The sequence below is a fragment of the Candidatus Woesearchaeota archaeon genome, assembly GCA_016214075.1.
Classification (GTDB): domain Archaea; phylum Nanobdellota; class Nanobdellia; order Woesearchaeales; family DSVV01; genus JACRPI01.
This window is the reverse complement of the sequence record JACRPI010000036.1, coordinates 1-24,017: the sequence shown is the minus strand read 5'-3', so window position 1 is coordinate 24,017 and position 24,017 is coordinate 1. Positions and strand designations below refer to the sequence as shown.

General features: G+C 37.9%; 30 protein-coding genes and 1 rRNA gene. 17 read left to right on the top strand and 14 right to left on the bottom strand.

The window, feature by feature from the left end; translation table 11 throughout:
* The first annotated feature begins 102 nt into the window (after positions 1–102).
* Positions 103–444 carry a hypothetical protein gene (locus tag HZC31_06810; GenBank protein MBI5003069.1) on the top strand — a complete coding sequence of 114 codons (342 nt, stop codon included), beginning with the start codon at positions 103–105 and terminating at the stop codon, positions 442–444.
* Between the two features lie 14 nt (positions 445–458).
* Here the strand turns inward: HZC31_06810 and HZC31_06805 are convergent, their stop codons facing one another.
* Together HZC31_06805 and serS are read right to left on the bottom strand one after the other, a co-directional pair.
* A complete protein-coding gene (locus HZC31_06805; protein ID MBI5003068.1) occupies positions 459–974 on the bottom strand; it encodes a hypothetical protein in 516 nt (171 codons plus the stop codon).
* A 44-nt stretch (positions 975–1,018) separates the two neighbouring features.
* Positions 1,019–2,296, bottom strand: coding sequence for a serine--tRNA ligase (gene serS, locus HZC31_06800; protein ID MBI5003067.1), 1,278 nt, complete (start codon positions 2,294–2,296; stop codon positions 1,019–1,021).
* A 237-nt stretch (positions 2,297–2,533) separates the two neighbouring features.
* Here serS and HZC31_06795 point away from each other — a divergent pair, with 237 nt between their 5' ends.
* Positions 2,534–3,115, top strand: coding sequence for a threonylcarbamoyl-AMP synthase (locus HZC31_06795; protein MBI5003066.1), 582 nt, complete (start codon positions 2,534–2,536; stop codon positions 3,113–3,115).
* 24 nt (positions 3,116–3,139) lie between these two features.
* On the opposite strand, the gene HZC31_06790 is transcribed toward HZC31_06795, so the two are convergent.
* Positions 3,140–3,928, bottom strand: coding sequence for a hypothetical protein (locus HZC31_06790; protein MBI5003065.1), 789 nt, complete (start codon positions 3,926–3,928; stop codon positions 3,140–3,142).
* 186 nt (positions 3,929–4,114) lie between these two features.
* Here HZC31_06790 and HZC31_06785 point away from each other — a divergent pair, with 186 nt between their 5' ends.
* Genes HZC31_06785 through HZC31_06770 form a run of 4 tightly spaced genes read left to right on the top strand, consistent with a single transcriptional unit; the run spans position 4,115 to position 6,704 of the window.
* Positions 4,115–4,285 carry a hypothetical protein gene (locus tag HZC31_06785; GenBank protein ID MBI5003064.1) on the top strand — a complete coding sequence of 57 codons (171 nt, stop codon included), beginning with the start codon at positions 4,115–4,117 and terminating at the stop codon, positions 4,283–4,285.
* 1 nt (position 4,286) lies between these two features.
* Positions 4,287–4,427, top strand: a complete 141-nt coding sequence (locus tag HZC31_06780; protein MBI5003063.1) for a hypothetical protein — start codon at positions 4,287–4,289, stop codon at positions 4,425–4,427.
* A gap of 44 nt (positions 4,428–4,471) precedes the next feature.
* Positions 4,472–5,524: an ATP-binding protein gene (locus HZC31_06775; protein ID MBI5003062.1), complete on the top strand. Its 1,053-nt coding sequence runs from the start codon at positions 4,472–4,474 to the stop codon at positions 5,522–5,524.
* Complete coding sequence (locus HZC31_06770) at positions 5,511–6,704, top strand: VWA domain-containing protein (protein ID MBI5003061.1); 1,194 nt, start codon at positions 5,511–5,513, stop codon at positions 6,702–6,704. The genes HZC31_06775 and HZC31_06770 overlap by 14 nt, the downstream gene beginning before the upstream one ends.
* Here HZC31_06770 and HZC31_06765 read toward each other — a convergent pair.
* Complete coding sequence (locus tag HZC31_06765) at positions 6,701–7,417, bottom strand: hypothetical protein (GenBank protein ID MBI5003060.1); 717 nt, start codon at positions 7,415–7,417, stop codon at positions 6,701–6,703. The genes HZC31_06770 and HZC31_06765 overlap by 4 nt on opposite strands.
* Positions 7,418–7,419: 2 nt before the next feature.
* A complete protein-coding gene (locus HZC31_06760) occupies positions 7,420–8,754 on the bottom strand; it encodes a hypothetical protein (GenBank protein ID MBI5003059.1) in 1,335 nt (444 codons plus the stop codon).
* 166 nt (positions 8,755–8,920) lie between these two features.
* Here HZC31_06760 and HZC31_06755 point away from each other — a divergent pair, with 166 nt between their 5' ends.
* Positions 8,921–9,553 carry a metallophosphoesterase gene (locus tag HZC31_06755; protein MBI5003058.1) on the top strand — a complete coding sequence of 211 codons (633 nt, stop codon included), beginning with the start codon at positions 8,921–8,923 and terminating at the stop codon, positions 9,551–9,553.
* Here HZC31_06755 and HZC31_06750 read toward each other — a convergent pair whose 3' ends face one another.
* The 4 genes from HZC31_06750 to HZC31_06735 form a co-directional block, all read right to left on the bottom strand.
* Complete coding sequence (locus HZC31_06750; GenBank protein ID MBI5003057.1) at positions 9,554–10,639, bottom strand: 4-demethylwyosine synthase TYW1; 1,086 nt, start codon at positions 10,637–10,639, stop codon at positions 9,554–9,556. It lies immediately after the preceding gene.
* A gap of 89 nt (positions 10,640–10,728) precedes the next feature.
* Positions 10,729–11,286 carry a hypothetical protein gene (locus HZC31_06745; GenBank protein ID MBI5003056.1) on the bottom strand — a complete coding sequence of 186 codons (558 nt, stop codon included), beginning with the start codon at positions 11,284–11,286 and terminating at the stop codon, positions 10,729–10,731.
* 171 nt (positions 11,287–11,457) lie between these two features.
* On the bottom strand, positions 11,458–12,030 hold the full coding sequence (locus HZC31_06740; GenBank protein ID MBI5003055.1) for a YdeI/OmpD-associated family protein: 573 nt from the start codon (positions 12,028–12,030) through the stop codon (positions 11,458–11,460).
* A gap of 289 nt (positions 12,031–12,319) precedes the next feature.
* The gene (locus HZC31_06735; protein MBI5003054.1) at positions 12,320–12,670 is read right to left on the bottom strand and encodes a DUF2200 domain-containing protein; all 351 of its coding nucleotides are present in this window, start codon (positions 12,668–12,670) and stop codon (positions 12,320–12,322) included.
* 337 nt (positions 12,671–13,007) lie between these two features.
* On the opposite strand from HZC31_06735, the gene HZC31_06730 reads away from it, so the two are divergent.
* The 4 genes from HZC31_06730 (at position 13,008) to HZC31_06715 (ending at position 15,148) form a co-directional block, all read left to right on the top strand.
* The gene (locus HZC31_06730; GenBank protein MBI5003053.1) at positions 13,008–13,280 is read left to right on the top strand and encodes a hypothetical protein; all 273 of its coding nucleotides are present in this window, start codon (positions 13,008–13,010) and stop codon (positions 13,278–13,280) included.
* Positions 13,281–13,350: 70 nt separating this feature from the next.
* Positions 13,351–14,403, top strand: coding sequence for a DNA repair and recombination protein RadA (gene radA, locus HZC31_06725; GenBank protein MBI5003052.1), 1,053 nt, complete (start codon positions 13,351–13,353; stop codon positions 14,401–14,403).
* A 128-nt stretch (positions 14,404–14,531) separates the two neighbouring features.
* Complete coding sequence (locus HZC31_06720; protein MBI5003051.1) at positions 14,532–14,795, top strand: hypothetical protein; 264 nt, start codon at positions 14,532–14,534, stop codon at positions 14,793–14,795.
* Positions 14,792–15,148, top strand: coding sequence for a hypothetical protein (locus tag HZC31_06715; protein ID MBI5003050.1), 357 nt, complete (start codon positions 14,792–14,794; stop codon positions 15,146–15,148). The genes HZC31_06720 and HZC31_06715 overlap by 4 nt, the downstream gene beginning before the upstream one ends.
* Positions 15,149–15,197: 49 nt before the next feature.
* Here HZC31_06715 and HZC31_06710 read toward each other — a convergent pair whose 3' ends face one another.
* On the bottom strand, positions 15,198–15,512 hold the full coding sequence (locus HZC31_06710; GenBank protein ID MBI5003049.1) for a hypothetical protein: 315 nt from the start codon (positions 15,510–15,512) through the stop codon (positions 15,198–15,200).
* 119 nt (positions 15,513–15,631) lie between these two features.
* Between HZC31_06710 and HZC31_06705 the strand changes: the two genes are divergently transcribed.
* Genes HZC31_06705 through HZC31_06695 form a run of 3 tightly spaced genes read left to right on the top strand, consistent with a single transcriptional unit; the run spans position 15,632 to position 17,392 of the window.
* Positions 15,632–16,348, top strand: coding sequence for a hypothetical protein (locus HZC31_06705; GenBank protein ID MBI5003048.1), 717 nt, complete (start codon positions 15,632–15,634; stop codon positions 16,346–16,348).
* A 52-nt stretch (positions 16,349–16,400) separates the two neighbouring features.
* Positions 16,401–17,243, top strand: coding sequence for an SMC-Scp complex subunit ScpB (scpB, locus tag HZC31_06700; protein ID MBI5003047.1), 843 nt, complete (start codon positions 16,401–16,403; stop codon positions 17,241–17,243).
* Positions 17,244–17,245: 2 nt separating this feature from the next.
* On the top strand, positions 17,246–17,392 hold the full coding sequence (locus HZC31_06695) for a hypothetical protein (protein ID MBI5003046.1): 147 nt from the start codon (positions 17,246–17,248) through the stop codon (positions 17,390–17,392).
* A gap of 5 nt (positions 17,393–17,397) precedes the next feature.
* Here HZC31_06695 and HZC31_06690 read toward each other — a convergent pair whose 3' ends face one another.
* The 4 genes from HZC31_06690 to HZC31_06675 form a co-directional block, all read right to left on the bottom strand.
* On the bottom strand, positions 17,398–17,601 hold the full coding sequence (locus HZC31_06690) for a hypothetical protein (GenBank protein MBI5003045.1): 204 nt from the start codon (positions 17,599–17,601) through the stop codon (positions 17,398–17,400).
* A gap of 68 nt (positions 17,602–17,669) precedes the next feature.
* Positions 17,670–18,611 (bottom strand): SDR family oxidoreductase, encoded by a 942-nt coding sequence (locus HZC31_06685; GenBank protein ID MBI5003044.1) that lies wholly within the window; start codon positions 18,609–18,611, stop codon positions 17,670–17,672.
* On the bottom strand, positions 18,608–19,537 hold the full coding sequence (locus HZC31_06680; protein MBI5003043.1) for an NAD-dependent epimerase/dehydratase family protein: 930 nt from the start codon (positions 19,535–19,537) through the stop codon (positions 18,608–18,610). The genes HZC31_06685 and HZC31_06680 overlap by 4 nt, the downstream gene beginning before the upstream one ends.
* The gene (locus HZC31_06675; protein ID MBI5003042.1) at positions 19,534–20,853 is read right to left on the bottom strand and encodes a UDP-glucose/GDP-mannose dehydrogenase family protein; all 1,320 of its coding nucleotides are present in this window, start codon (positions 20,851–20,853) and stop codon (positions 19,534–19,536) included. Before HZC31_06675 ends, HZC31_06680 begins: the two co-directional genes overlap by 4 nt.
* A 129-nt stretch (positions 20,854–20,982) precedes the next feature.
* Between HZC31_06675 and rrf the strand changes: the two genes are divergently transcribed.
* The 3 genes from rrf (at position 20,983) to HZC31_06660 (ending at position 24,002) form a co-directional block, all read left to right on the top strand.
* Positions 20,983–21,099: ribosomal RNA gene (rrf, locus tag HZC31_06670) — 5S ribosomal RNA — on the top strand.
* A gap of 406 nt (positions 21,100–21,505) precedes the next feature.
* On the top strand, positions 21,506–22,987 hold the full coding sequence (locus HZC31_06665; GenBank protein ID MBI5003041.1) for a polysaccharide biosynthesis C-terminal domain-containing protein: 1,482 nt from the start codon (positions 21,506–21,508) through the stop codon (positions 22,985–22,987).
* Positions 22,988–23,060: 73 nt separating this feature from the next.
* The gene (locus HZC31_06660; GenBank protein ID MBI5003040.1) at positions 23,061–24,002 is read left to right on the top strand and encodes an FkbM family methyltransferase; all 942 of its coding nucleotides are present in this window, start codon (positions 23,061–23,063) and stop codon (positions 24,000–24,002) included.
* Positions 24,003–24,017 lie beyond the last annotated feature (15 nt).

Below are 24,017 nucleotides of genomic sequence, written 5' to 3'. Positions count from 1 at the left end.
TTTGTGCTTTATATGCGTTTTCTTTATGTTTTTACCTGGACTCTACTCAATACATAATAACTCAGAGTAAACTAAATAAAGGTATCATGTATACTTAATTATATGAAAAAGTATTTACAAAGCAACATCATTATATGGTCAATAACCCTGCTAAGCTCACTTATTTTGTTGTTCTTACCATTGAAACTATTATTTTATCTTTTAATATTTCTTATGATCTCTTGGGGACTAGCTTCAGGCAATGCATTTGTTAAAGCAATTAAAAGTAAAAATCGTTTAGAGATGAAGTTTGTTTTTAGCCCACTCTCCTCATTGATTCCTACTTTTTTATATATTTTTTTAGGTTCAGCTAAATTGAGTCTTATATTGTGGATCACAATTCTCGTAGCTGTCGTTGAAATAATCTCTTCTCTTTACTATGTTTTATATAAAAAGTTAGATTGAGTATTATCCAAGCCCTACATTATCCTAGCGCCGCAATTCGCGCAGAACCTATGATGCGGTTGTTTTGGCGCGCCACAGCTATGACAATATCTTCCTTGATTATGCTGTGGATGCACTGCTCTGTGCTGCACTTGCGCTCGTTGCGGGTGCGTATATTGTATTTGTTGACTTTGCCGATGTTGAGGGTGCGCTTGTCCTTGATGCTGTACTCTTTGCTGCTGTGCTGGATGCGCAGTTTGATGGTGCTGAATTTGCTGTGCTGCTTGTTGCGGTCTTTGCGCTGCTTTTTGCTGTATATACGGATTTTGCGCTTTGTTCAAATCAATAGGACCTTCTTCTTCATCTTTCGGAAATATCTTTGCTTTCAAATTATCATACGATAATTTACCAAGACCATAGAGCGTCATAAGACCACCAAGCGCGATAAATATCTTTAGCGTGTCATAGAAAAATATAGAAACTGCCATGACGATAAAACCAACGCCGATAAAGACCCATCCATTAATGTCTCCTATTGATTTCTTTGCCATTGCAGTTTATTCTAGAAATACAGATATATAAGTCTTTCCCGCTTTTACTTCTTCTCAAGAACTCGTTTTCCATTCATATAGGGCACAAGCACATCAGGAATCTTTACTGAGCCGTCTTTCTGCTGGAAGTTTTCTAGAATCGCAACTATTGCTCTGCTTGTCGCGACGCAGGTTGAATTTAATGTATGTGGAGGGTAGTTTTCTTCTTTTCCTCGCACGCGCATGCCTAATCGTCGTGCCTGATAATCCGTGCAGTTGCTTGCGGAAACTACTTCTCTGTATGCATTTTGCACGGGATACCATACTTCAATATCATATTTTTTTGCCGCAACTGTTCCAATATCTCCTGTACAGATGTTGACGATATGGAAATGGAATCCTAATGATTGGAAAAACTCTTTTGCATTCTCTAGAAGTTCTTCATGCAATTTCCAGCTTTCTTCTGGCTGGCAGATCACTATTTGCTCAATTTTGTTAAACTGATGGACTCGGAAGATTCCTTTCTGATCTTTTCCATGCGCTCCTGCTTCTTTTCGGAAACACGCGCTTATACCGACATGCTTCATCGGTAATTGTGTTGGTTCAAAGATTTCATTCTGGAACATGCCAATCATCGGATGCTCTGACGTTGCAATAAGATAGAGATCTTCCCCTTGAATTTTATACATCACATGCTCAAAATCCGCAATGTCTGTTACTCCTTCATAGACATCCCGATGCATCATAAATGGAGGATAGAGAAGGAGAAATCCTTTCTTGTCCATAAAATCCATTGCATATCGCTGAATTGCCATATCTAAAAGAACAAGGTCTCCTTTGAGGAAGTACTGTCTTGCTCCTGCGATTTTCGCTCCTCGTTCGAGATCTGCCCAGTTGTTTTCTGTCAGCAAATCTACATGGCTTTTCAGCGGGAATGCACTTGTTTGTTTTTTTCCAAATTCTCCTACTACGACATTCTTTGTGTCGTCTGCGCCGACGGGAACAGATTCATGTAGGAGATTTGGCAAACGTTTAAGATAATAATCTACTTCGTCTTTGATATGTTGTTGTTCTACTTCTTTTGTCTCGATTTGGAGCGGGATTTTTGCTGCTTCTGCCAACAGGGCAGCTGCATCTCCTCCTGCTTTCTTGATCTTTCCTACTTCTCTTGAAATCTCATTTCTCTTTGCTCGCAGCGCTTCTGTTTGTTTAAGACTTTCTAAGTAGGCTGCGTCTAATCCAATTACTTTTTCTAAGAAGACTGCTCTTTCTTTGTCATTTCTTTTTTCAAGGTCTGCCCGTACGACTTCAGGATTTTTTCGGATTAGTTGAATGTTGAGCATAGATGTTTAGAAAAGTTCAGGATATATAAAGATTTAGGAATACTTGGCGTTCGTTCTGTAGTTGCCTCTTCTCTTTCTTATGTCACATTTCGTTTCTTCTCTTTACCATTAAAAAATAAAAAAGATTGGGGATTCAAAAGCAGCGGAGTGAATCATGAAGTGTGATGATGTAAAGGTACATGACTGTGTAGGAAATTCTGGCAAAGGTTAATATAGAAGCATTTCTCAAATAGAATTATGACGCTTGTTCACAAGAAACCATTTCTGGAGCATCAAAAGAAATATCTTGCACTCATCAAGAAAGGGCGCGCATTCATTTATCCGACAGATACTATTTATGGCATTGGCTGTGACGCGACCAACACTCGCGCAGTCAAACATATTCGCATCTTGAAACAGCGGGAACACAAACCTTTTTCTGTTATTGCGCCTTCCAAACAATGGATTTTGAAAAATTGTGTTGTTAACGCTCGAGCGAAGAAGTGGTTGGGCAGATTGCCAGGGAAGTATACATTTATTTTGCATCTTAAAAATAAAAAAGCAGTTTCTCGTTCTGTCCATCTTGGAGATTATACAATTGGTGTACGCATTCCAAAACATTGGTTTGCGTCTGTTGTTGCTGCGTATGGAAAACCAATTGTCACGACGAGCGTGAATAGTAGTGGTGCGCCTTTTATGACTTCTTTTCATGATATTCCTTCGCAGATGCAGAAAAAGGTTGGATTTATTTTATACGAAGGAGTCAAGAAAGCACATCCTTCAACACTTGTTGATTTTGTTTCTGATCAGAATGGGAAAATTGTAAAAAGAAAGAAATAAAATTAAAGAAGAAAAAATTATTTTCTAATGTCCTGCGTGACCGCTACCGCCATGGCTTGCTCCGTGTTCTCCGTGGCTTTTTTTATGCGTCTCTACATAATCTTCAAGCATTCTATCTATTTCTGAATCATAGAAACCTTTGAAATTTGCAATTAATTGGTTTTTATTGCCTTGCTTTGCAAGCTCAGATTTCTTGTAGAAACGTCCAACATGGTTTCCATGTGCTTTTAATACTCCTTGGTAAAATTCTGGTTCTTGATCATGGGGTAATTCTTTGTTTAGTTTGTATTCTATCTTTCCAGTAATTTTTTGATGTGTTTCATTTCTGTGAATTATTCCAAACAATTCATACAAATTTCCTTCTCTAATTGTTTGATCTACCTTTCCTGCTAATTGTCCTTCTTGATTTAATCTTTCTAAGAGGCCTCGTACTTCATTATACACATAATGTCTGTCCTCTCCGTTTTCGCTGACCGGAATTCCGGTTTCTTTTCTATACTTAATTAACGCATCTACTAATGCTTCTTCTGCATCAAAGCGATTATCAAATTGCTTTCCTTTTAATGTTCCAAGACTAGAAATATATGCATCATTATGTACTTGCGTTACTTTTCGATGTTCTTCAGGATCAAATATTTCTTCAACTATTCGATCATACATTTCTTGATGTTCTTTGCCTACATCTTCATGTCTTTTTCTTTTAGTTCCATGTTTAGCGCCATGACCACCATGATCTCCATGCGCTGCTGGATGCCCACCTGACATATAATCACCTATTCTCGTTTCTAAATTCGTTCCTAAACTTCCTACCATTTTTCTCACGTTTGTTTTTTATATATCTTTCTATATGATATCTTTCTTCTATGACAATATTCTCTTATTTACTCCTATAAAGCAGTAGTTTCATTTAAAGTTTGTGTGTATTTTGGGACAAAAAAGTCATAGTTCTTATTAAAACAAATCACAAACTATAAAAGAGAGAGAAACCATAAAAATACAATGAACACAAAAGGGGCATTTGTCCTTAATCCTATTGATATGATTGCTGGCGTCGTCTTAGTTCTTGCCGGAGTTGCAACTATAGCAGGAAGTGTTAATCTTGGAAGTGTTTTAGCTGGTATTGGATTATTAATTGAAGCAATAAAAATACTTATGCAACAGGGGATCTAAAATGACGCTGATAAATCAAATTGTTGGTGGAGGAATAATTATTCTTAACATTATTCCATTTCTTTTGAAAAAACCAAAATATCTTCTTATTACCTCTATCGTTTCTCTTCTTATGCTGTTTATTTTAATAAATCTCAAGTAAGCTCTCCAAATCTTTATATATCACTCATCATTTTTCTTCTGCTCATGACCTTATCCACACTTCAAAAAGTCTTTCTCACGGAGAAAGAGCTCTTTCCCGCTATCCTTGGGCAGCAACATGTCAAAGAAGAACTGAAATCCGCGCTTCTTATGGGTAGAAACATCGTGATTCTTGGTCCGCCTGGTATTGGAAAAACCACGCTTGCGAAAAATGTTGCGGATGTTCTGCCTGATCTTGAAGTGAACGATTGCCTCTATCATTGTCTCCCAAAACAGCCACTCTGTCCAGCATGTCAGGAAGGCAAAAAAGTAAAGACAAAAATCGTTAAAGGAAGCGAACGCTTTATTCGCATCCAGGGAAGCCCTGACCTTACTGTTGAAGATCTTTTCGGCGATATTGATCCCCTTAAAGCATTGGAATTTGGGCCCATGAGTTTGCAGGCATTTACGCCAGGCAAAATTTTCAAAGCAAACAATGGTGTTTTGTTTTTTGATGAACTCAATAGGTGTCCTGAGAAATTACAAAACGCATTATTACAAGTGCTTCAAGAAAGAATTGTCACTATTGGAACATATGATATTGATTTCCCTGCGCAATTTATTTTTATCGCAACCATGAACCCGCAGGATACTAATACAGAACGGCTTAGTGATGTTTTGCTCGATCGCATGGATATGCTCACGATGACGTATCCAGAAACCGCTATCCTTGAGGAACAGATTGTTCTTGAAAAAGCGCACAAACTGATTGTCACATTTCCAACACCCCTTCTCAACTATCTTGTCCTTTTCGTTCGCGAGCTTCGCGACAATAAAAATCTTGAAAAAGTGCCGAGCGTTCGCGCAACCATTGGTATTTATGAACGCGCACAAAGCACTGCTCTTTTGCATCATCGCCAGGAGGTTTCTTTTGATGATGTGAAAAGCGTTATTCCTTCTGTTCTGAGTCATCGGATTAAATTAAAACCAAGCATTCGCTATCTTCAAACAACTGAAACTTTTCTTGAAAAAGAACTAGAAGAATTTACTGATCATGGTTTGGGAAAACAGGCATTAGAGCAGCGTTCTTTTGATGAAGAAAAGAATGATTCTCCCTGACAGAAAACAAGAAAAAAATACTGTTAAAGATTTTGATGAAGCAGAAGAACTTGGCGGCAAGCTTGCGTTTCAAAACGTTGAAGATAAGCTCATGCATTCTGTCATGGAAAATGACCAATCCATTATTGACAAAGCAAAAATAATTAAGGATTCTATGAATCAATCGCTTTTTTCTTTTACACCAGATCTCATGTTTGAAAAGCTGGTCAAGAATTATAAAACCGCAAAACAAATTTATGGGGAGAAACTTATTCGTCAGATGACTGGTTATGACGAGAAATATGTGGAGCAGAATGTTCGCATTCCAGAATTCCAACGACAACTGAAACAAAATATTCAAGAACAATTTGAAGAAATGCAAGAACAAGGTTTTGTGGATAAAAAAGGCATGTTTACTGAGAAAGGGGTTGAACTTGCTGCATTGCAATTGTATGTTGAAGAGATTGATCACTTGGAAGCGTATGGATTATTAGGGGAAAAACCTCTTGAGAAGCAGGCGCATTATGGCGCACCGCTCGATGTTCATGATTTTCACAAAGGTGACCGTTACAAAGACATTGCGCTTCGTCGGACCATTAAGACTGCGCTTCGACGAAAACATGCAACTCTTTCTGTGGAAGATCTGAAAATATTTACTCGTCAGGAAAAAGGAAAAGTTTCTTTGATTTATGGACTTGATTCTTCTGGCAGTATGAAAGGCGCAAAAATCGCCACCTGCAAAAAAGCTGGCGTCGCGCTTGCTTTCAAAGCATTACAGGAAAAAGACGAGGTTGGTCTTATTGTTTTTGGACAAACGATTCAGGCATCTGTTGCGCCCTGTTTTGATTTTGGATTGCTGCTCAAGGAAATGGTTCAAATCATGCCTTCAAAGGAGACTGATCTTGCAGGATGCATCATGCATTCGCTGACATTATTCCCTCCACATAATGGGACAAAGCATTTGCTTCTTTTGACTGACGCTGTGCCCACTGTTGGCTCTGATCCCATGCAGGCGACATTTGACGCTGTGGAGAAGGCTGTCGCTGGCGGGATTACTGTTTCGCTTATTGGGATTCAGCTTGATGCAGCTGGAAAACAATTTGCAGAGAAACTTGTCGCGCTTGGGAATGGGCGATTTTATCTTGTGGAAAATTTAGAAGATTTGGATAAAATTGTCTTGATGGATTATTATGGGTGTTAAGATCTTATGAGATGAACGAGTTGTCCCTCTCGCAAAAATGCGGGTTCTCTTTTTTGCAGTGCTTCTCGTTGTGCTGGCGTTATAAGGACAAGCATATCTTGCATGCCTAAAAGAACTATTTCTCTTCCTGTTGTTTGTAACGCTTCTCTTACTATTTCATGATTTTTTCCAAAACAAATTCTATTTTGCGCATCTATTTCGAATGCCTGCGTACTACAATAAATATTCTCTTGTATTCTTTCTGGTTCAGGTCTTCTTCCTAGTTCTTCTCTTCTTCTGATATCTCCCATCATCATGTCAAGATTGGTATATAATGTTGTGTACTCTCTCTTTTGTCCGTCTTCAGAATATTGCCAATGTCTTGTTTGTATCTTTTTTGCTTCATCTGCTGGATCCAAAAGAAGTTTTGCATCAAGCAATGTGCTTTTATAAATAATATCAGGAACAGTTGGATCTTCTTGTTTTATTTTATCAATAAACTCTCTTATTCTTTTTCTTTGCGACGTTTGTTCTCGACTTACATACAGCCACTGTCCGCGATATTGAACGCCATATTCACTTATTTGCACGTCAGGATCTGCAATTATCGTTGCACGGACTTTTTGTTCAAGCCCACGCGCGATGTCTACAGGTATTGCTATTCTTCCTCTTGGATCTACTTTGAGTGTGTATGTTCCTGTAAAATTATATTGTGTTGCAAGGGGGATGGTCATTTTTATTTTGCTCTTGCTTCTGTTTGAAATGGAAATCCTTTGTATACTTCATATCTTTTCATATCAAGTCTTTCTAATGGAGAATTCACTGCATTACAAATTGCGCCATATAATTTTTGTATATCTCTACGCCATCCTTTTATCCTTACTTCCTGGCGTGCTTCATGGATAATATGGCTTCTCTCTCCACCTACTGCATCATCTGCGTAATTTCTTAGCGCTTCAACTCCGAAATCAATTCTTATATTATTTCTTTCTAATGGTCTTTTTGGAACACCATACGTAAAAATTCTTCTTCCTTGGTCATCAACAATAAACTCATTGACATAGCCCCACGTTTTCCCTTCTTTTCGTAATCGCTTTCCGAAGAGTGCTCTATAATTCTCTTCTCCATAAAACTTTCCATTTTTTGTCCGCTCGATAAGTTCTTTCACTTCACTCTCTGTTCTTACAACATTCATGACGCCGAGAACATCGCTTACTCGGCAGCGCATTAGAACATACTCAAGAGGATCAACTCCTTCTCGTCCTATATGAAGTTCTTCTTGCTCTGCAAATGGGGTTCGCAAGCCATGCGCATGCATTGCTCCAAAATTTTCGATAATTCTTTCTGCAGTTTTTCTGTCATCCTTATTTCCATTCTCTAATTCTTTTAATCCTTCTGCTATCTTTTTATCTCGTTCCTTTCTATTTTCATGACCATCAAGATATGCCTGCATAATTCTCCATTCTTGTATTCCTTCACAGACATATCGCGCAAACTTTCTTCCCATACGTGTAGGGTCTTTGATTCTACTTACTTGGAACACGATTGGATATGAAGGTATATCCGTAATTCTCAGTGTTCCATGTCTCATTCCTAAGTAAACGGATCTGTTTAAGGTTATCCCTGTTTCTCTCCTATCAAAATCAATAATTTTTCTTAATGCTTCTACTGTTTCTGGTGGTAGATTGCTTGCCCTGATAAATCTTTGAGCATGACTTGTAAATCCTTCATGAAATGCTCCATATGTGGTAAACATATGTGTATCGATAGGTTTTACTGCTTCTGCTTTTCGCATTTCTCTGTCGAAAAATGCTTGAGTTGCATACAAGTCCTCAAGTCCTTCTTCAATCCACGCATTTACATTTCTTAGAATTTCTTCTTCTGCAGCTCTTCGTTCAGTTTCTGCTTCTCTTCTATTTTTTCTTCCTCCTTTATCAAGAAAAACATCATCTATAGAAATCACTCTTCCATTTTCTAAATATCCTCGAACAATCGGTTCCACAAGGTTATAAAGCATCCAACTGATCTCTGTTGGGCCTTCAAGTAAATCATCGACAGTGTTTGCAACCATTTGGAGTACCTTAAATTTTATATAATATTCTCTTAAAGAAGCCTTTTTTCGTTTAAAAACCTTATGCCATTTTTTCTGTTTTTATTGTGTTGTTCTCTTAAATGTGTCAGGAAGTGGCTGTTTTTTCTTCACAGGTTATATAAACCAGTTCTGCTGTTTTTGTTGCATGAAAGTCCTTGTTTTCGCTGACATGCATGGCAGTGACGCCGCATTCAAGAAGATAGAAACTAAAGCAAAGTCCGCTGGCTTGCTTGTCTGTTTAGGAGATTTTACTATTTTTGGACAACGGCAACAGAAAATATTGAAGAAACTCGATGATCTCGGGACTCTTTGTCTCGTGATTCATGGCAATCATGAATCTTCTTCCGACGTTGCTGCTGACTGCCAGAAACTGAAGTTAAAGAACGTTCTTTTTGTGCACAAAAAAGTATTGCGCGTTGGGCACTTGATCTTTATGGGCTATGGCGGCGATGGATTTAGTTTGCGGGACAAAGATTTTGAGAACATTTACGCTCCTCGGTTTGTTCAAGGTTTGAAGAAATATAAAGATGTTATTATGAAGGAAGGAAAAAAAGATCCGAAGACCATCTTGTTATTGCATGGGCCGCCATATGGTTCAAAAGTCGATACAATAGGTGATCAACATTGCGGCAATAAAAGTTTTCGTGACTTTTATTTGAAACACAAAATTGATTATGTGTTTTCTGGGCACATTCATGAATCTGCTGGCGCAGTGGAGCATATTAAGAACACAACCTTATTGAATCCAGGACCGTTTGGGGTTTTGCTCGAGATGTAGTTATACTTTCACTTTAATCGCACTCAATGGAATAAACTTTTCTTCTTGAGAAACTTCTTCTTGCTCACTGTATTCTGTGACTAACTTATCTAATTCAGGATTTGCAGGGATTTCCGCTTCTTTCGCAAACTGTGCAATATATTCTTGCTTGAGTTTTTCAAAATCAATAAATCTAGGAGCTGAATCTTCTTTTGTCATCAAAACTACTCTTGACGCTTCTTGCTCCGCGCTGATTTTGTACTGGCAAAACTGTGCGATCTTTTCCGCAAACGCCTTGACTTCTTCATGATACGGCATATTCTGCATTTCTAATCGTTCTCTACTCGCGCCGACAAACATATACGCTTTCACTTCAATAAAATCAGGATTTGCTCTTGTGAACAGTTCTGCGTATTTTTCTGGTTCAATGTCGTTGAGTCCTTTGACGACTGTTAATCGCAATGTTGTGCGTGTTTTTCCTTTTAGGCTTTGCATAATATCCAAACTTTTCAGTAATCTTTGCCAGCTGTCTTTATGCATAGATCGTGTGATTTTATTTTGCAATTCTTCATTTGCCGCGTCTAACGAAATGTAGAGTTGGGTTGGAAGCTCAAGATTTTCTAGGACTTGCGGAAGCATGCCATTGGTGACGAGATAACTGCTCCATCCTCTTCTCTTAATGTCGCGGATGAGCTCGGAGAGATGTGGATAGTATGTCGCTTCGCCGTTTAACGAAATCGCGACGTGCATTGGCTCTTTTGATTCACTCATGCGCTCTTGATTTGTTTTTGGATTTCCTTTGAAGCCGGTGAGGAGTTTTCGTTGCGCTCTGATTGCAGATTCCATAACATCTTTTGGCTTGTCTATTTTGCCGAAGCTGGAGTTGTTCCGATCTCTCCAGCAATAGACACAATCCATATCACAGAAATTAATCGCAGGAGACATCTGGATGCAGCGGTGGGAGTTGATACCATAGAAAACTCCTTTGTAGCACATGCCTTCATCTTGGAGCGCTTTCTTTGTCCAGCCACAGATTTTGACCGCAGAGTGTTCTCCGACAAAGAGGTACTGCTGCTTTTCCATGAGTTTTTTGTAGGCTGGATTCATGATCAAGAAGTAATCAGGGCTGTTTTAAAAGGTTTTGGAGAATATTTTATTGTTTTGCTTGAATTATTTTCTCTTCTTTTTCTTCTTCATTAAAATGTCATTTCCTGATCACAAAGGTATTTTAACTCAGAACGAATATTATCATAATTCTTTGTCTTGATAATAAGAAGAATGAGATGAATCTCCCGCGTTTTCATTTTTTGCACCACTTCGCTTAGAAATCGAGTAAACACTCTTTCATCATTATATATCAGCATCGATGTTATTGAGTCAACAAACAACACTGTTTTCTTTGGAACGATTATTTTATTTAACAAGATTGAAATTTCTGTTAAACTCTGGATGCTGTTCATGTGTGTTACGAATTTTGTATCTTTCACATTCAGATGCTGACTTCTGCAAATCATGTCAATGATGTGGATATTGTTCATTTCAATCTTTTTTTCTTCATACATACTTATTAAATCTTTACACGGTCTTCCTCCGGAAAGTGTTATCACTTTAAAGCCTCTGTCTGTGAGATTTTTGATCAGAATCAACTGTGCTTCGAGTGAATTTTCAGGAGGAACCTGAAGTAAGAGAGAAGTTATTTTATCTTTTCTCGGAAAAGCATCAATAGTTTGCTCAAAATTTTTAAGGGCTTTCATGGTACTTCTTTCACTCAAAATTCTTCATGAGTCAAAGAATGTTAGAACTTTATTCTATAAAAACTTTTGTGCCCCCCCCCAGTGAAGAATAGCACTGAACAAATTTTTCTCTTTTTGTCCTTTTTCAGGGGGTCAGTCCAAAGTCTTATTTTAAGGTATTCAAAACCTTTATCACATAACCTTCTTCTTCATTTCTGCATTTTTCACTGTTATATTTACTCTCTTCATCCTCGTCTCTGGTAATTTTGCATGAAGAATCCATCTGTACGTCATCTTTTTGGCAGATGGAGGAAACGTGTCAAAATTCTTTTTCGCAACTTTGTTTTTGTTAAGTGCTTTCTTTAATTCATCTGGCATGTCTGGATTTTTTGGAATGCCTGCATCATGCGTTGGTCGCTGCAAGCCAAGTTTGTAGAATTTGAGCCCTTCTTCTGTCATCAGTCCTCTTTTTATGAGGTCTTTCGCATAGCTCAATGTGTTGTTACTCCATTTGCTTTTTTCATTTCGTCTTGCGAAATATCTGAGATACGTATTTTCATCCAATCGCTTGATTGTGGTGTCAATCCAACCAAAACAAATCGCTTCTTCCATTAATTCCCTGTGCGTTGGTGCAGGCTTTCCTGTATGCCTCTTATGGAGAATAGTCGCTACTTTCTTTTCTTTTGTGTGGTTTTCTTCTAACCATTTTCGAAAGTCGTTGCGGTGGAAGGCAGTTATTGACTTGTGTTCGTTGGTTTGTTTCATTGTACACTTATTCCTATTTTTTCACCAATCAAAATATGGCAATAATTCTTTTAGTCTCATTGTCTTCTTTTTGTTTAAAATATCCTATTTTACTCCCAACCTAAACATTTATTGTGAAATTTGGGTTTACTTCGGACCAAAGGTCCGTAGTATTACGAGCATAGCTCGAAATAATACCCCACAGCTTGCTGTGACCCAATTTCACAATTCCACAGACGCATCGAATCGCGAGCGGGCAATACCCCGCAGCTTGCTGCGATTGGGATGCCCTGCGAGCGGTGCGTCTGTGTTATCTTCGCAAAATCTTCTCTATCGTCTTTCCCTTTGCTAACTCATCAATAAGCTTATCCAAATAGCGGATCTCTTGCATAGTTGGATCTTTGATATCTTCTATTCTAACGCCGCAAATCACGCCTTTAATCAAAGCTCTCGAAGGATTCAGTTGAGGAGCTTGCACAATGAATATCTCAAAGTCTGTCTTTTTTTCTATATGCGCTTCTAACTCTTTCTGGTTATATCCTGTCAACCAACGAATTATTTCATCGACTTCTGTTTTCGTGCGTCCTTTTTTTTCTGCCTTAGTAACATAACAAGCGTAAACGTTTGCGAAGCTCATTGTATAAACGCGAGGTTTTGTTATTTTTGCATTATTCATATGATTCTGTTATTGATAAAAGATTTTTAAACTTTTCTCATCGCATTAAAGAAAATCTTCCTTCTATAATTTAAAATTGAATTTTTTATTGTGTATAACAACGGAATTTAACGAAGTTATTCTGCACTCGACAAACTCATTTGTCCAGTGCTTTTATTCTCGGTAAACGACACTAGAATTCTCCACTCGACACGCTGCTGTGAGGTATATAAGGAACTTTGGTTATAGATATCTTTACACCACAGGCATTGAGTTGAAAGACATGTGTAGCAATACACCAGCTCTGCACTGCTGAAATAAAAACCGAAAGGAAGGTGGAACTATGGAAACAAAAAAAGGACCAGTAAAGAAATTTAGAGCAGGCGCAGTCAGCGCAACTGTCTGGAACACTCCAGGCAAAGAGTTTGAAGGAAAGGAACCAACAACCTACAGCACTATTTCTTTGGAAAGAAGCTACAAAGATAAAGATGGCTCTTGGAAAACAACGAGCTCTCTTCGCTTAAATGACTTGCCAAAAGTCGCGGTCGTTGTCAACAAAGCGTATGAATTCCTTGTGCTCAACAAAGAAGGCGCTGAAGAAGGAGAAGCTGCTTAAATCTTTTTTTATTTTTTATTTTTTTATTTCACAGTAGATGAAAGAACATATAAATTTGGAGGAGATACCTATGCGTAAACAAGAACAAGTATTTGAGGAAACAATGGAAGAACGATTCGATGAAGAACAATTTCGACAAGAAAAGCAAGACATTGAAGACGCCGCGCCTATCAAAAAAACAGGCAAGCAGATCACTATCAATGATCTTCCTGGCATTGGGCCAGCAACTGCTGAAAAATTAACAGCAGTCGGCTTTGGCACTGTGATGGCTATTGCTGTTGCGACGCCTGGAGAAATTGTCGAAGCAACAGGCATTTCTGAAGCAGGCGCGCGAAAAATTATCAACGCCGCACGCGACAATCTGGACATGGGCTTTGAAAGTGGGGATCAGGTTATGCTCAAACGAGAGCGTGTCCTTAAGATTTCCACAGGGCATAAAGGATTTGACGCAATGATGGCTGGTGGCTTTGAAACGGGCGCAATCACTGAAGTCTACGCGGAATTTGGCGCAGGAAAAACGCAAATTGGGCATATGCTCGCGGTCAATGCGCTCGCAGTTGAAGGAGAAGAAAATCCAGCAGTGTTTTACATTGACACAGAAAACACCTTTAGACCAGAACGAATCAAACAGCTCGCTGCTGCAAAGGGCATGGATGTTGACGCTGTGCTCAAAAAAATCAAAGTAGGTCGCGCATACAACTCTGACCATCAGATGCTCCTCGTTGATAAGATTGAAGAAATGATTACGCAGCAACATTTGAACGTCAAACTTATTGTTGTGGATTCACTTACTGCGCACTTTCGAGCGGAATTTGTTGGACGAGGAACGCTTGCTGATCGACAGCAGAAAATCAATAAGCATATGCACGCGCTCTTGAAACTTGCTGACACCTACAACATCTGTGTTTATGTAACGAACCAAGTCATGTCAAAGCCAGATCAGTTCTTTGGAGATCCAACGCAGGCAATTGGTGGACACATTGTGGGACACGCGAGCACGTTCAGGATCTACTTGCGCAAAGGCAAGAAAGGCAGCAGAGTTGCAAAACTTGTGGACAGTCCAAACTTGCCAGAAGCAGAAGTTGCATTCTATGTGACTGAAGGCGGATTGCAGGATGTTTAAGTGCGCTTTATTGCGCTTTTTTTCTTTTTTCGCGAAAGATTTAAATAGTTAATATATTATTACTATGTGTAAATAAATATTAACTCATGTGGCGCAACAAAAGCGTGCTTCCTTTGTGAGGGAGTACTATGCATGCTGGCACAAAAGCAATCCTTACCTTTTTGGTCAACAAAAGGTATATTGGAGGAAAACATTTTCCTTTGGATAAATTGTATACTTCAAGAACAAAGTATCTTTCCAAGAACGAACAGAAAGAATGTAAAGTGGAGTTATACAATCTTATTCGTCTTGGGTATATTATTCAATTAAAAAAACGAACTGGGAAAGGATCTGAGTGGCATGTTAGCTTAAATCCACACACTATTCAAGAAATATATGAGATGATTACATGAAAGGCGTATTTTGTGATGTGTACGGAGATACTATCGAAAATCAGGTTTTGGAGTATCTTCTTGAGAATCAGGATTTAGACGTTGCTGTTGGAGATATGGCATATGAACTTACCATTAGCAGACCAAAAGCATATCAAGTCATTGCTCTTTTTGAAGGAAAAAGATACGTTCAGAAATCACGGATTATTGGGAATACACAACTCTATAAATTGAATAAAGCTGATAAACATGTCCAGCTTTTTCTTCGTGACTTTAAAGAATGTTTGCGATTGGTTGTTGAAGAACATCAGACAAGTACTTTAATTCGTAGTGCTCGTGTTGGAGTTGCTTCGGTGAAACGAGTGAGGAGATAATATTCTATTATTTTCGGATTCTTTCTATTTAGTACCTATTTCAAATAGCTTAATTCTCTAGTTCTTCTTCACATATAGAGAGTAAGTTTTTTGCTTCTCGAATATCTAAATTTCCATTGTTTATCTCTATTTTTCCTGAATCTCTCCAATAATGTATGATTGGAACTATTTCTGGTGTGTCTCTTCTAAAAATGCTTATTCGTTCATACTCTCTTGCAGCATTTTCATATCCACTACAACTATAATCCCTCTGTTGATATCTAAAAATAGGAGAAATAACTAATTCCGTATCTCTTGGTGTACATGAACTAAGCAGAAGCCCAAGACCTGCTATTTTTATCACATTTCTTACATTATTTATCATATTCTATTGCCTCCTTTGTTATTACTTAGTGGAAACTTCTTAAACATATAAACACTAACTCTCCAAAATTGGAGTGGTTCTTCAGAACATTTAAATAATTAATAATACATCTTCTTATTATGGAGCAGGAAATCTTACAAGAAATGGGTTTTACTCAAGCAGAAGCAAAAATCTATCTCCTCTTATTACGACAGGGAGCAGTTAAAGTAGGATTTATTATAAAAAAAACAGGACTTCAAAGTTCAACAACACATAATACTCTTCATTCTTTGATTGAGAAAGGTCTTGTTACTTTTATATTCCAAGGAAAGATAAAAATATACCAAGCAGTTAGCCCAAAGCAACTTCTTGAACAATATCGTGAAAAGGAAAAAAAGCTTGAGGATATCCTGCCCCATCTGGAGTCCTTACAACGTTTTGCTGAGGAAAAGAAAGGTGCAGAAGTATATGAAGGAACAAAAGGAATTATAAGCATGCTGAGCGCGTTGATAGAAGATACAAAGCCTGGTGATGTTTATTATTTCTTTGCAATGGATGTTTCAGGCATGAACAGAGAAATCCAAACGTTCTTTATACGATATGACGCTAAGCGAAAAGCAAAAAAACTTGTGATAAAAGGACTTGCTAGAAAGGAACTCCGTTCTCTCTTTCAAAATAGAAAAAATCTTAAAATGAAATATCTTGATTTCCCTATTCCTTCTAATGTGAGTATTTGTAATAATAAAATGGCATTTATCACGTGGGGTGAAAAACCTACCGGTATTCTCATCCAATCCAAACAGCTTGTCGATAGTGAAAAAGCATTTTTTCATGAACTTTGGAAACAGGCAATTTAATACAAATTTTTTCTTCGAAAAACATATAAAGTAGGAAACTGCTATTTTTCCCATGGTCAATGAGCTCAAAAATCAAATAGAGGCATTATTATTTGCCTGCGGAAGAAAGATGACACTTGACGAATTAAAACTCCATCTTCCTGCTTCATCTGCCGCAATTAAAGAAGCAACTGCAGAGCTTCAAAAAGAATATACTGACCGCGAAAGCCCAGTCATGATTGTCCAAGAAGGGGATTCGTGGAAATTGACTACCAGAGAAAAATACCTTTCTATTGTTCGCAAAATCAATCCAAACACTGAACTTACGAAAACAATGATGGAAACGCTCGCAGTGATCGCGTGGAAACAGCCGATCACCCAAAGTGAAGTAATCGCGATTCGCACGAATAAAGCGTATGAACACATCGGTGAACTTGAAAAAATGGGTTTTCTTATCAAAGAAAAGTATGGTAGAACATTCATGCTCAAATTAACACAGAAATTTTTTGACTATTTTGACCTTCGCGACGCACAAGCCGCACGAGAAATGTTCGCGCATGTCAAGGAATCAGAAGAAACACAGCGTAAACTGGAAGAAGCGCGCGCAGCAGCAGACGCAGGCGCAGCTGAATCAAATCTCCTTGAAGTTATTTCTCCAGAAAAAAGTCCAGAAGATCTTGTTCCTGAAGTTGCAGAGCAAGCACAACAGAATGCAGGTGAAGTCCATCAGGAAGCAGTTGAGCAGGGTGTAGAGGAACAGGAACTTGATTCTGCAGTTGACCGCGAAGAAATGGTCGATGACGATGAAGTCAAACCAGAAGAAGCTTCTTTTGTCGCAAGCTATGAAAAAGACGCAGAAAAGACGCAAGAAAAAGATCCGCAACATAAACATAAGAAAAAACATTCACTGGAATAATTATGCCTCAAACATTTCTTCTTCAATGCCCGAACTGTAAGAATCGGATGAAATATCTTCCTTTGAAAGAAGGAACGCTTTTTGGCAAAAAGAAAAAATGCGTTTATTGTGGTAAGAATTTCAACGTTCGAGAACAGATTGTCCAATAGTAGTTTTACTCTTCTTTCAGAATTTCTTGCTCTTCTTCAAGTTTGTTTATAACACTTTTTTCCTGCTGTTGTGTCGCTTCTTCAATTTTCACTAAATAAGAAATGTCTCCAAACTGATCTTGCGCGCATTCTTCACAATAATAGTCATTCGTGCTTTTGATAGCGAATTTCGCTTCTTCTTCACAGATAAGACATTTTTTTACAGGCATTTTCTCCTTTTACGTCTTGATCTTTTTAAATTTTGTTGTATTTTCTTCTCTTTCTCGTCAGAAATAGGTTAATCTTTCTTTAATTGCTGTTGAAACCACGGAATTGTCTTCTTTAGTCCTTCATCCAAAGAAATCTGTGGCTGCCACTTGAGCAGGGTCTTTGCTTTTGTAATATCCGGACATCGCTGCTTTGGATCATCCTGCGGCAATGGTTGGAACGTGATTGTACTTCTACTTCCTGTAGACGCAATTATTTTCTTTGCAGCATCAATCATAGTGAACTCTTCAGGATTTCCTATATTCACTGGTTCGTTTATTGTTGAGATCAGGAGCGCGTAAATTCCTGCGATGAGGTCATCCACATAACTGAAACTTCTTGTTTGTGTTCCATCACCAAACACTGTTAATGGTTTTCCTTCGAGGGCTTGGCTGATAAATGCAGGAATAACTCTCCCATCATTTATTCGCATTCGTGGTCCATATGTATTGAAAATTCGCACTATTTTTGTATCCATCTTGTATTTTCTATGATATGCCATGACTAACGCTTCTGCATAGCGCTTTGCTTCATCATAACAACTTCGTGGTCCAGTGGAACTCACATTCCCCCAATATGTTTCTGGTTGTGGTGTTATTGCTGGATTCCCATACACTTCTGATGTTGATGCCTGCAAAAAGACTGCGTTCTTTTCCTTCGCGAGATCCAACGCATGCTGGGTTCCATATGCACCAACAAACAATGTTTCTATTGGAATCTTCTGATAATCAATAGGCGACGCTGGACTTGCAAAATTCAAAACGTAGTGGATTGGTTCATCAATTATTATTGGTTTTGTACAGTCGTGATTTATGAATTTGAAGTTTGAATTATTTTTCAGATGCGCAATATTTTCTGTATTGCCAGTAATACAATTGTCAACTGCTATAACATGGTGTCCTTTTTCAAGGAGAAATGTACACAAATGGCTTCCCAGAAATCCTGCTCCTCCTGTGACAAGGCATGTTTTCATTGTGTGCCTCGTTGTTCTTTAAACCATTGCGCTGTTTTTTGAATGCCTTCTTTAAGATTAACAGTTGCTTTCCAGCCTAAAACATTCTCCGCAGCACGACACTGTAATGCGCCACGAAATACTTCTCCCTGCTTTTTTTCTGCAAATACTGGCTTTTCATTGGTCGTCAAAACTTCCTGGACAATCGTGTGCAGTTCAAGCACTGAAACTTCTTTTTCTGTTCCGAGATTTAGGATTTTATTTTCTCCTGCTGTGAGCGCCTTGCTGTTTGCAGCAACAACATCTGCAACATAAACATAATCCCGTGTTTGTTGCCCATCACCAAATATTATTGCTCTTTTTCCGTTGAGCATATTGTCAATAAATATTGCAATGACTCCTGCTTCTCCTAGAGGGTTTTGTCTTGGACCATAGACATTTGCATATCGAAGAATGACATACGGCATTCCATACAAGCGATGGAAGAGCTGCACATACTGTTCTCCAATGTGCTTTGCGAGTCCATACGGAGACAGTGGTGTTGGATGTGTTTCCTCTGGTGTTGGCAGCACTGGCGCGTCGCCATACATTGCTCCTCCAGAGGAGATGAATATAAATTTTTTTACCTTTGCTTCTACTGCGCAAGAAAGGACATTAATTAATCCAAGGACATTTGTCTGCGCGTCATACATAGGATCTTCAATGGATTTTCGCACATTCATCTGCGCTGCATGATGATTCACGACATCAGGTTTTTCTTTTTCAAAAATAGTTTTTAATTCTAGCGAGGTGATATCGCATTTGTAAAATGTTGCTTTAAGGTTGATATTTTTTTCATCACCTGCTACTAAAGAGTCAACGATAACAACTGTGTGGCCTTCTTCTATATACTTATCAACGACCTGACTTCCAATAAACCCTGCACCGCCTGTGACGAGAATTTTCATTGTGGTTCCTCGCTGTTTCCTCTTCCTACTCCCACATATTTGAAGCCCATTCTTTTTACTTCTTCTTGATCGTAGATATTTCTTCCATCCACAATTGCTGGATTTTTCATTGTTTCTTTTATTTTACTGAGATCGAGATAGCGAAATTCATCCCATTCTGTGACGATGACCAAACATTCTGCATTTTTTACTGCATCGTACGCTGATTCTGTGTACTCTATTGTTGGAAAATATTTTTTCATTACATTCATTGCAATTGGATCGTATGCGTTGATTTTTGCTCCTGCATTGAGTAACTGCTGTATAATTGTTACAGATGGCGCATCTCGGATATCATCTGTTTTTGGTTTAAATGATAATCCCAACACTGCAATTGTTTTTCCTTTGGTATCTCCAATGAGTGTTTGTATTTTTGGAAGGAGTGATTGTTTTTGTTTGTTATTGACTTCATGCACTGCTTGCAGTAATGGAAAGTCGATTCCAGCTTCTTGTGCTGTATGCGTTAATGCTTGTACATCTTTTGGAAAACAACTTCCTCCATACCCTACTCCTGCTTGTAGGAATCTGGACCCTATTCTTTGGTCAAGACCAATACCTTTTGCAATCTCTTTGACATCTCCTCCTACTTTTTCGCAGAGCTGCGCGATTTGGTTCATGAAGGATATTTTTGTCGCGAGGAATGCGTTTGCCGCATACTTGATAATCTCTGAACTTTTTATGTCTGTAATGAATATTGGTTTTCCTGTTCGTTCTAATCCTTTGTAGAGTCTCGTCATAATTTCTTTTGCTCTGTCTGACTCTACTCCTATTACAATTCGATCAGGATTCATGAAATCATGAATTGCTTCTCCTTCTCGTAGGAATTCTGGATTTGAAACAAGATCAAATGGATGCTTTTCTTTTTGTTCTTGCATGATGATTGCACGAACTTGGTCTGCAGTTCCTACTGGCACTGTGCTTTTATCTACAATTACTTTGTAGCTCTTCATGTGTTTTCCAATGGTTGCCGCAACTTGGAAAACATAAGTCAGATTTGCTTTTCCATTTTCATCAGAAGGAGTTCCTACTGTAATGAAAATAACATCTGATTGCTGGATTGCTGCTGCTGCGTCTGTGGTGAAAGAAAGGCGTTTTTCTTGTACGTTCTTTGTTACTAATTCCTGCAATCCGGGTTCGTAGATAGGAAGAATGTTTTTCTGGAGGTTTGCGATTCGCTGTTGATCAATGTCCACGCAGGTGACCATGTTTCCCAAATTTGCGAGGCAGGTTCCTGTGACAAGACCAACATATCCTGACCCAAAAATAGCTATGTTCATGAGACGGAGAGGCTTTGGAGCATTTAAATAGGTTGTGCTCTTGGATTCTATAAGTTGTCTGGTTCTTTTCTACTCGGTTTTCTTTGATTTTACAAAACCTTTATAAATAAACCAGTTATCCACATATTCGTGAACGGCCATAGTGGTGTGGCTCTACCTGTTCCCATTTCGAACACAGCCGTCAAGAACACCCACGTTCCATGTTGTACTGCACTGTTGTGTGGGAACCATGGATAGCTGTTCCTTCTTTTTCATTATTCTCGATTGCTTTTTCAGTTGCTCTGTTTTTCCTGATTCGCCTTACTGCTTTTGAATTCCCCTGTATTTTTTGTTTTACATAAATAAAAAGAGATGAATTGTGTCAATTCTTTCGCCTTAGTCTGAGCAAAGCTCAGTCAACTTTGATCAGAGATCAAAGAATTGGAAGCGAGATCGGGTACGACCATTTCGAATCTTCGATTCGTAATGAATTGCAACACGTTCCAATCACTCACTTCGTTCGGTCGTACGCTTAACGTAACTCATCTACTTGCTTTGTAGGACTTTGCGGGTGCGTGTTTTTACTTGTGCCGTTGTTGTTGGCTTTCCATCATAAACAAATCTTTATCATCATGCACAAGTTTTTTATAGCGACGAGGTGCTCTTTCCATTCATGTATAAACGTATTATCCGTGGAATAAGCCTTTCTTTTGTTTTCATTATTCTTGGAAGTTTTCTTGCATATTTATTCAGGAAAATTCTTACCTCTTATCTCTCTGTTGCTGATTATGGACTTTTTTTCAGCGTTATTTCTTTTTACAGTTTTTTCATGCTCTTTATTGATTTAGGGTTAGAACCTGCTGCAACAAAACTCATTGTCCAATACCGCTTGCGAGGGCAGGAAGATAAGATTAGTTCCCTCTCCTTTTCAGTTTTTTGTTTTCAGTTTTCTCTCTCTCTTATTCTTTATCTCATTGTTTATTTTCTTAAAGACTTTTTAGCAGTTTCTTATTTTCATAACCCTATTGCAGCATCTGCACTTCAATTCCTGGGGATATGGTTTCTCACTGCACCATTTATTATTTTTATTGCAACACTTCTCCTTGGTTATTCTAGAACAACTTGGTATACTGCTCTCGATTTTTTCCGCATGCTTTTTCTCATTTTGATTTCGGTGTTTCTTTTTTCCCAGGGAAAAGAAATTTATGCTCCACTTTTTGCCTATCTTGCGATTAATATTCTTCTCTTTCTTTTGTACATCCCTTATGTACTTTCTTTTATTCCCTCTCTTTTCAAAAAACTTCAATTTAATGGCATTATCTTGAAAGATGTTTTTTATTATGGTTTTTTTATTGCTTTCACTAATTTTGGTTGGATTCTTATCTCACAAACAGATACGCTTGTACTCACTTATTTTCGTTCTTTAACAGAAGTTGGTTTGTATAATATTGCTTTACCTCTTTCTCTTCTTCTTCTTTTTCTTATGCGACCAATATCCATTGTGTTTGTTCCTATTGTCACAGAACTTATTACTGAAAAAAAACATAAAGAGCTTCAGGAAGCAATTACACTTGCTTATCAGTATACTTTTGTCTTTCTTCTTCCTTTTGTTCTTGCTTTTTTTGCATTTTCTGAGTACATTCTCTCTTTTTTATTCAGCTCTTCATATATCGACGCAAAATATGCATTAATTGTTTTATCTTTTGGAACATTATTCTATGCATTTTCTCAATTTAACAGTGTTATATTCACGGGTTTAGGAAAGGCACGGTATATGGCTAGTGTCGCTGCGTCTATTGCTCTCCTCAACCTTGTTCTTAATGTTCTTCTTGTTCCCTCTTTAGGAATTTTAGGTGCAGCACTTTCCACTTCACTCTCTTACATCTTTTTGTTCCTTATTTCCTGCTTTTATTTACGGCGATTTCTTCCTTTTGCATTTCCTTTCTCATCATGGATATATTCCTTACTCCTTTCTGGAGTCATTATTGCTCTTATCTTTTTATTGAAATTCCTTCTCCCATGGAACAACCTTTTTGAAGCAGTTCTTTGTGGATTTATTCTTATTTTTCTCTACTTTCCAGCTCTTTACTGTTTTCGTATTGTTGATTTTAAAAAACTCTATCATCTTTTCATGGAAAATGCTTTCAAATCATGATTACACAGAAAATGTTCCAAAATTAATGTAATTTCCTATAACTTTATTAAACAAAACGTTGTCCTGCACTGTTATGAATCCTCTTCAATCACTAATCAATACCAAAAACAACATTTGCACGATATGGAAAAATGAGCGTTCTTTCCAAGAGAAAGTAACTGTTCTTTTTGCGTTCATGACATTATTCATCAAATACACCTTTCTTGTAGTTATTTTGAAGAGAAAAATCCAAAAAGAAAAGTTGTTTGGGCAATTGATTTATTGTCTGGACTATGAAGTTCTTTTCTGGCTCTTTTATGAAATTTTTGTCAAGAAAGAATATCATTTTACCACAAAAAAAGAAGCGCCGTACATTATTGATTGTGGAAGTAACATTGGGATGAGCATTCTTTTCTTCAAAAAACAGTATCCTCACGCGAAAATTTTTGGTTTTGAGCCTGATACAGCAGCATTTACTATCCTTCAAAAAAATGTTCAGGAGAACAATTGGGATTCTGTGACTGTTCATAATCTTGCTCTCAGTAATGTGAAAGGAACCACGTCTTTCTATAGCGATGCAGAAGGAAAAGGAAACCTTGCAATGAGCATCATTAAGCGAACAGAAGACAACAAAATGCATGTCAAAGAAATTCCTGTTGCCACGGACAAACTTTCTTCTTATATTACTGCACCTGTTGATTTTCTCAAACTTGATGTCGAAGGCGCTGAAATTCTTGTCCTTGAAGATCTTGACGAAACTGGAAAGATTTCTTTGATTCACGAGATGTTCATTGAGTATCATTATAGTGAAAAGAATCCAAAGAATAAACTCTCCACTATTCTTGCTCTTCTAGAAAAAAACAGTTTGAACTATCATATTCAAGCTGATTTAGAACTTCCTTTTCAAAAGGGACATTGTCATCTCTTCGTCATCTGCATTTTTGCTCTCCATCTTATGAGATCAAGAAGCTTGTTCTGTCCTAAATGGAGATCAATCTCTGCTGCTTCAGCAGGAGTTTTCCCTTTGAGTTGTTGATGTGGATTAACAAAG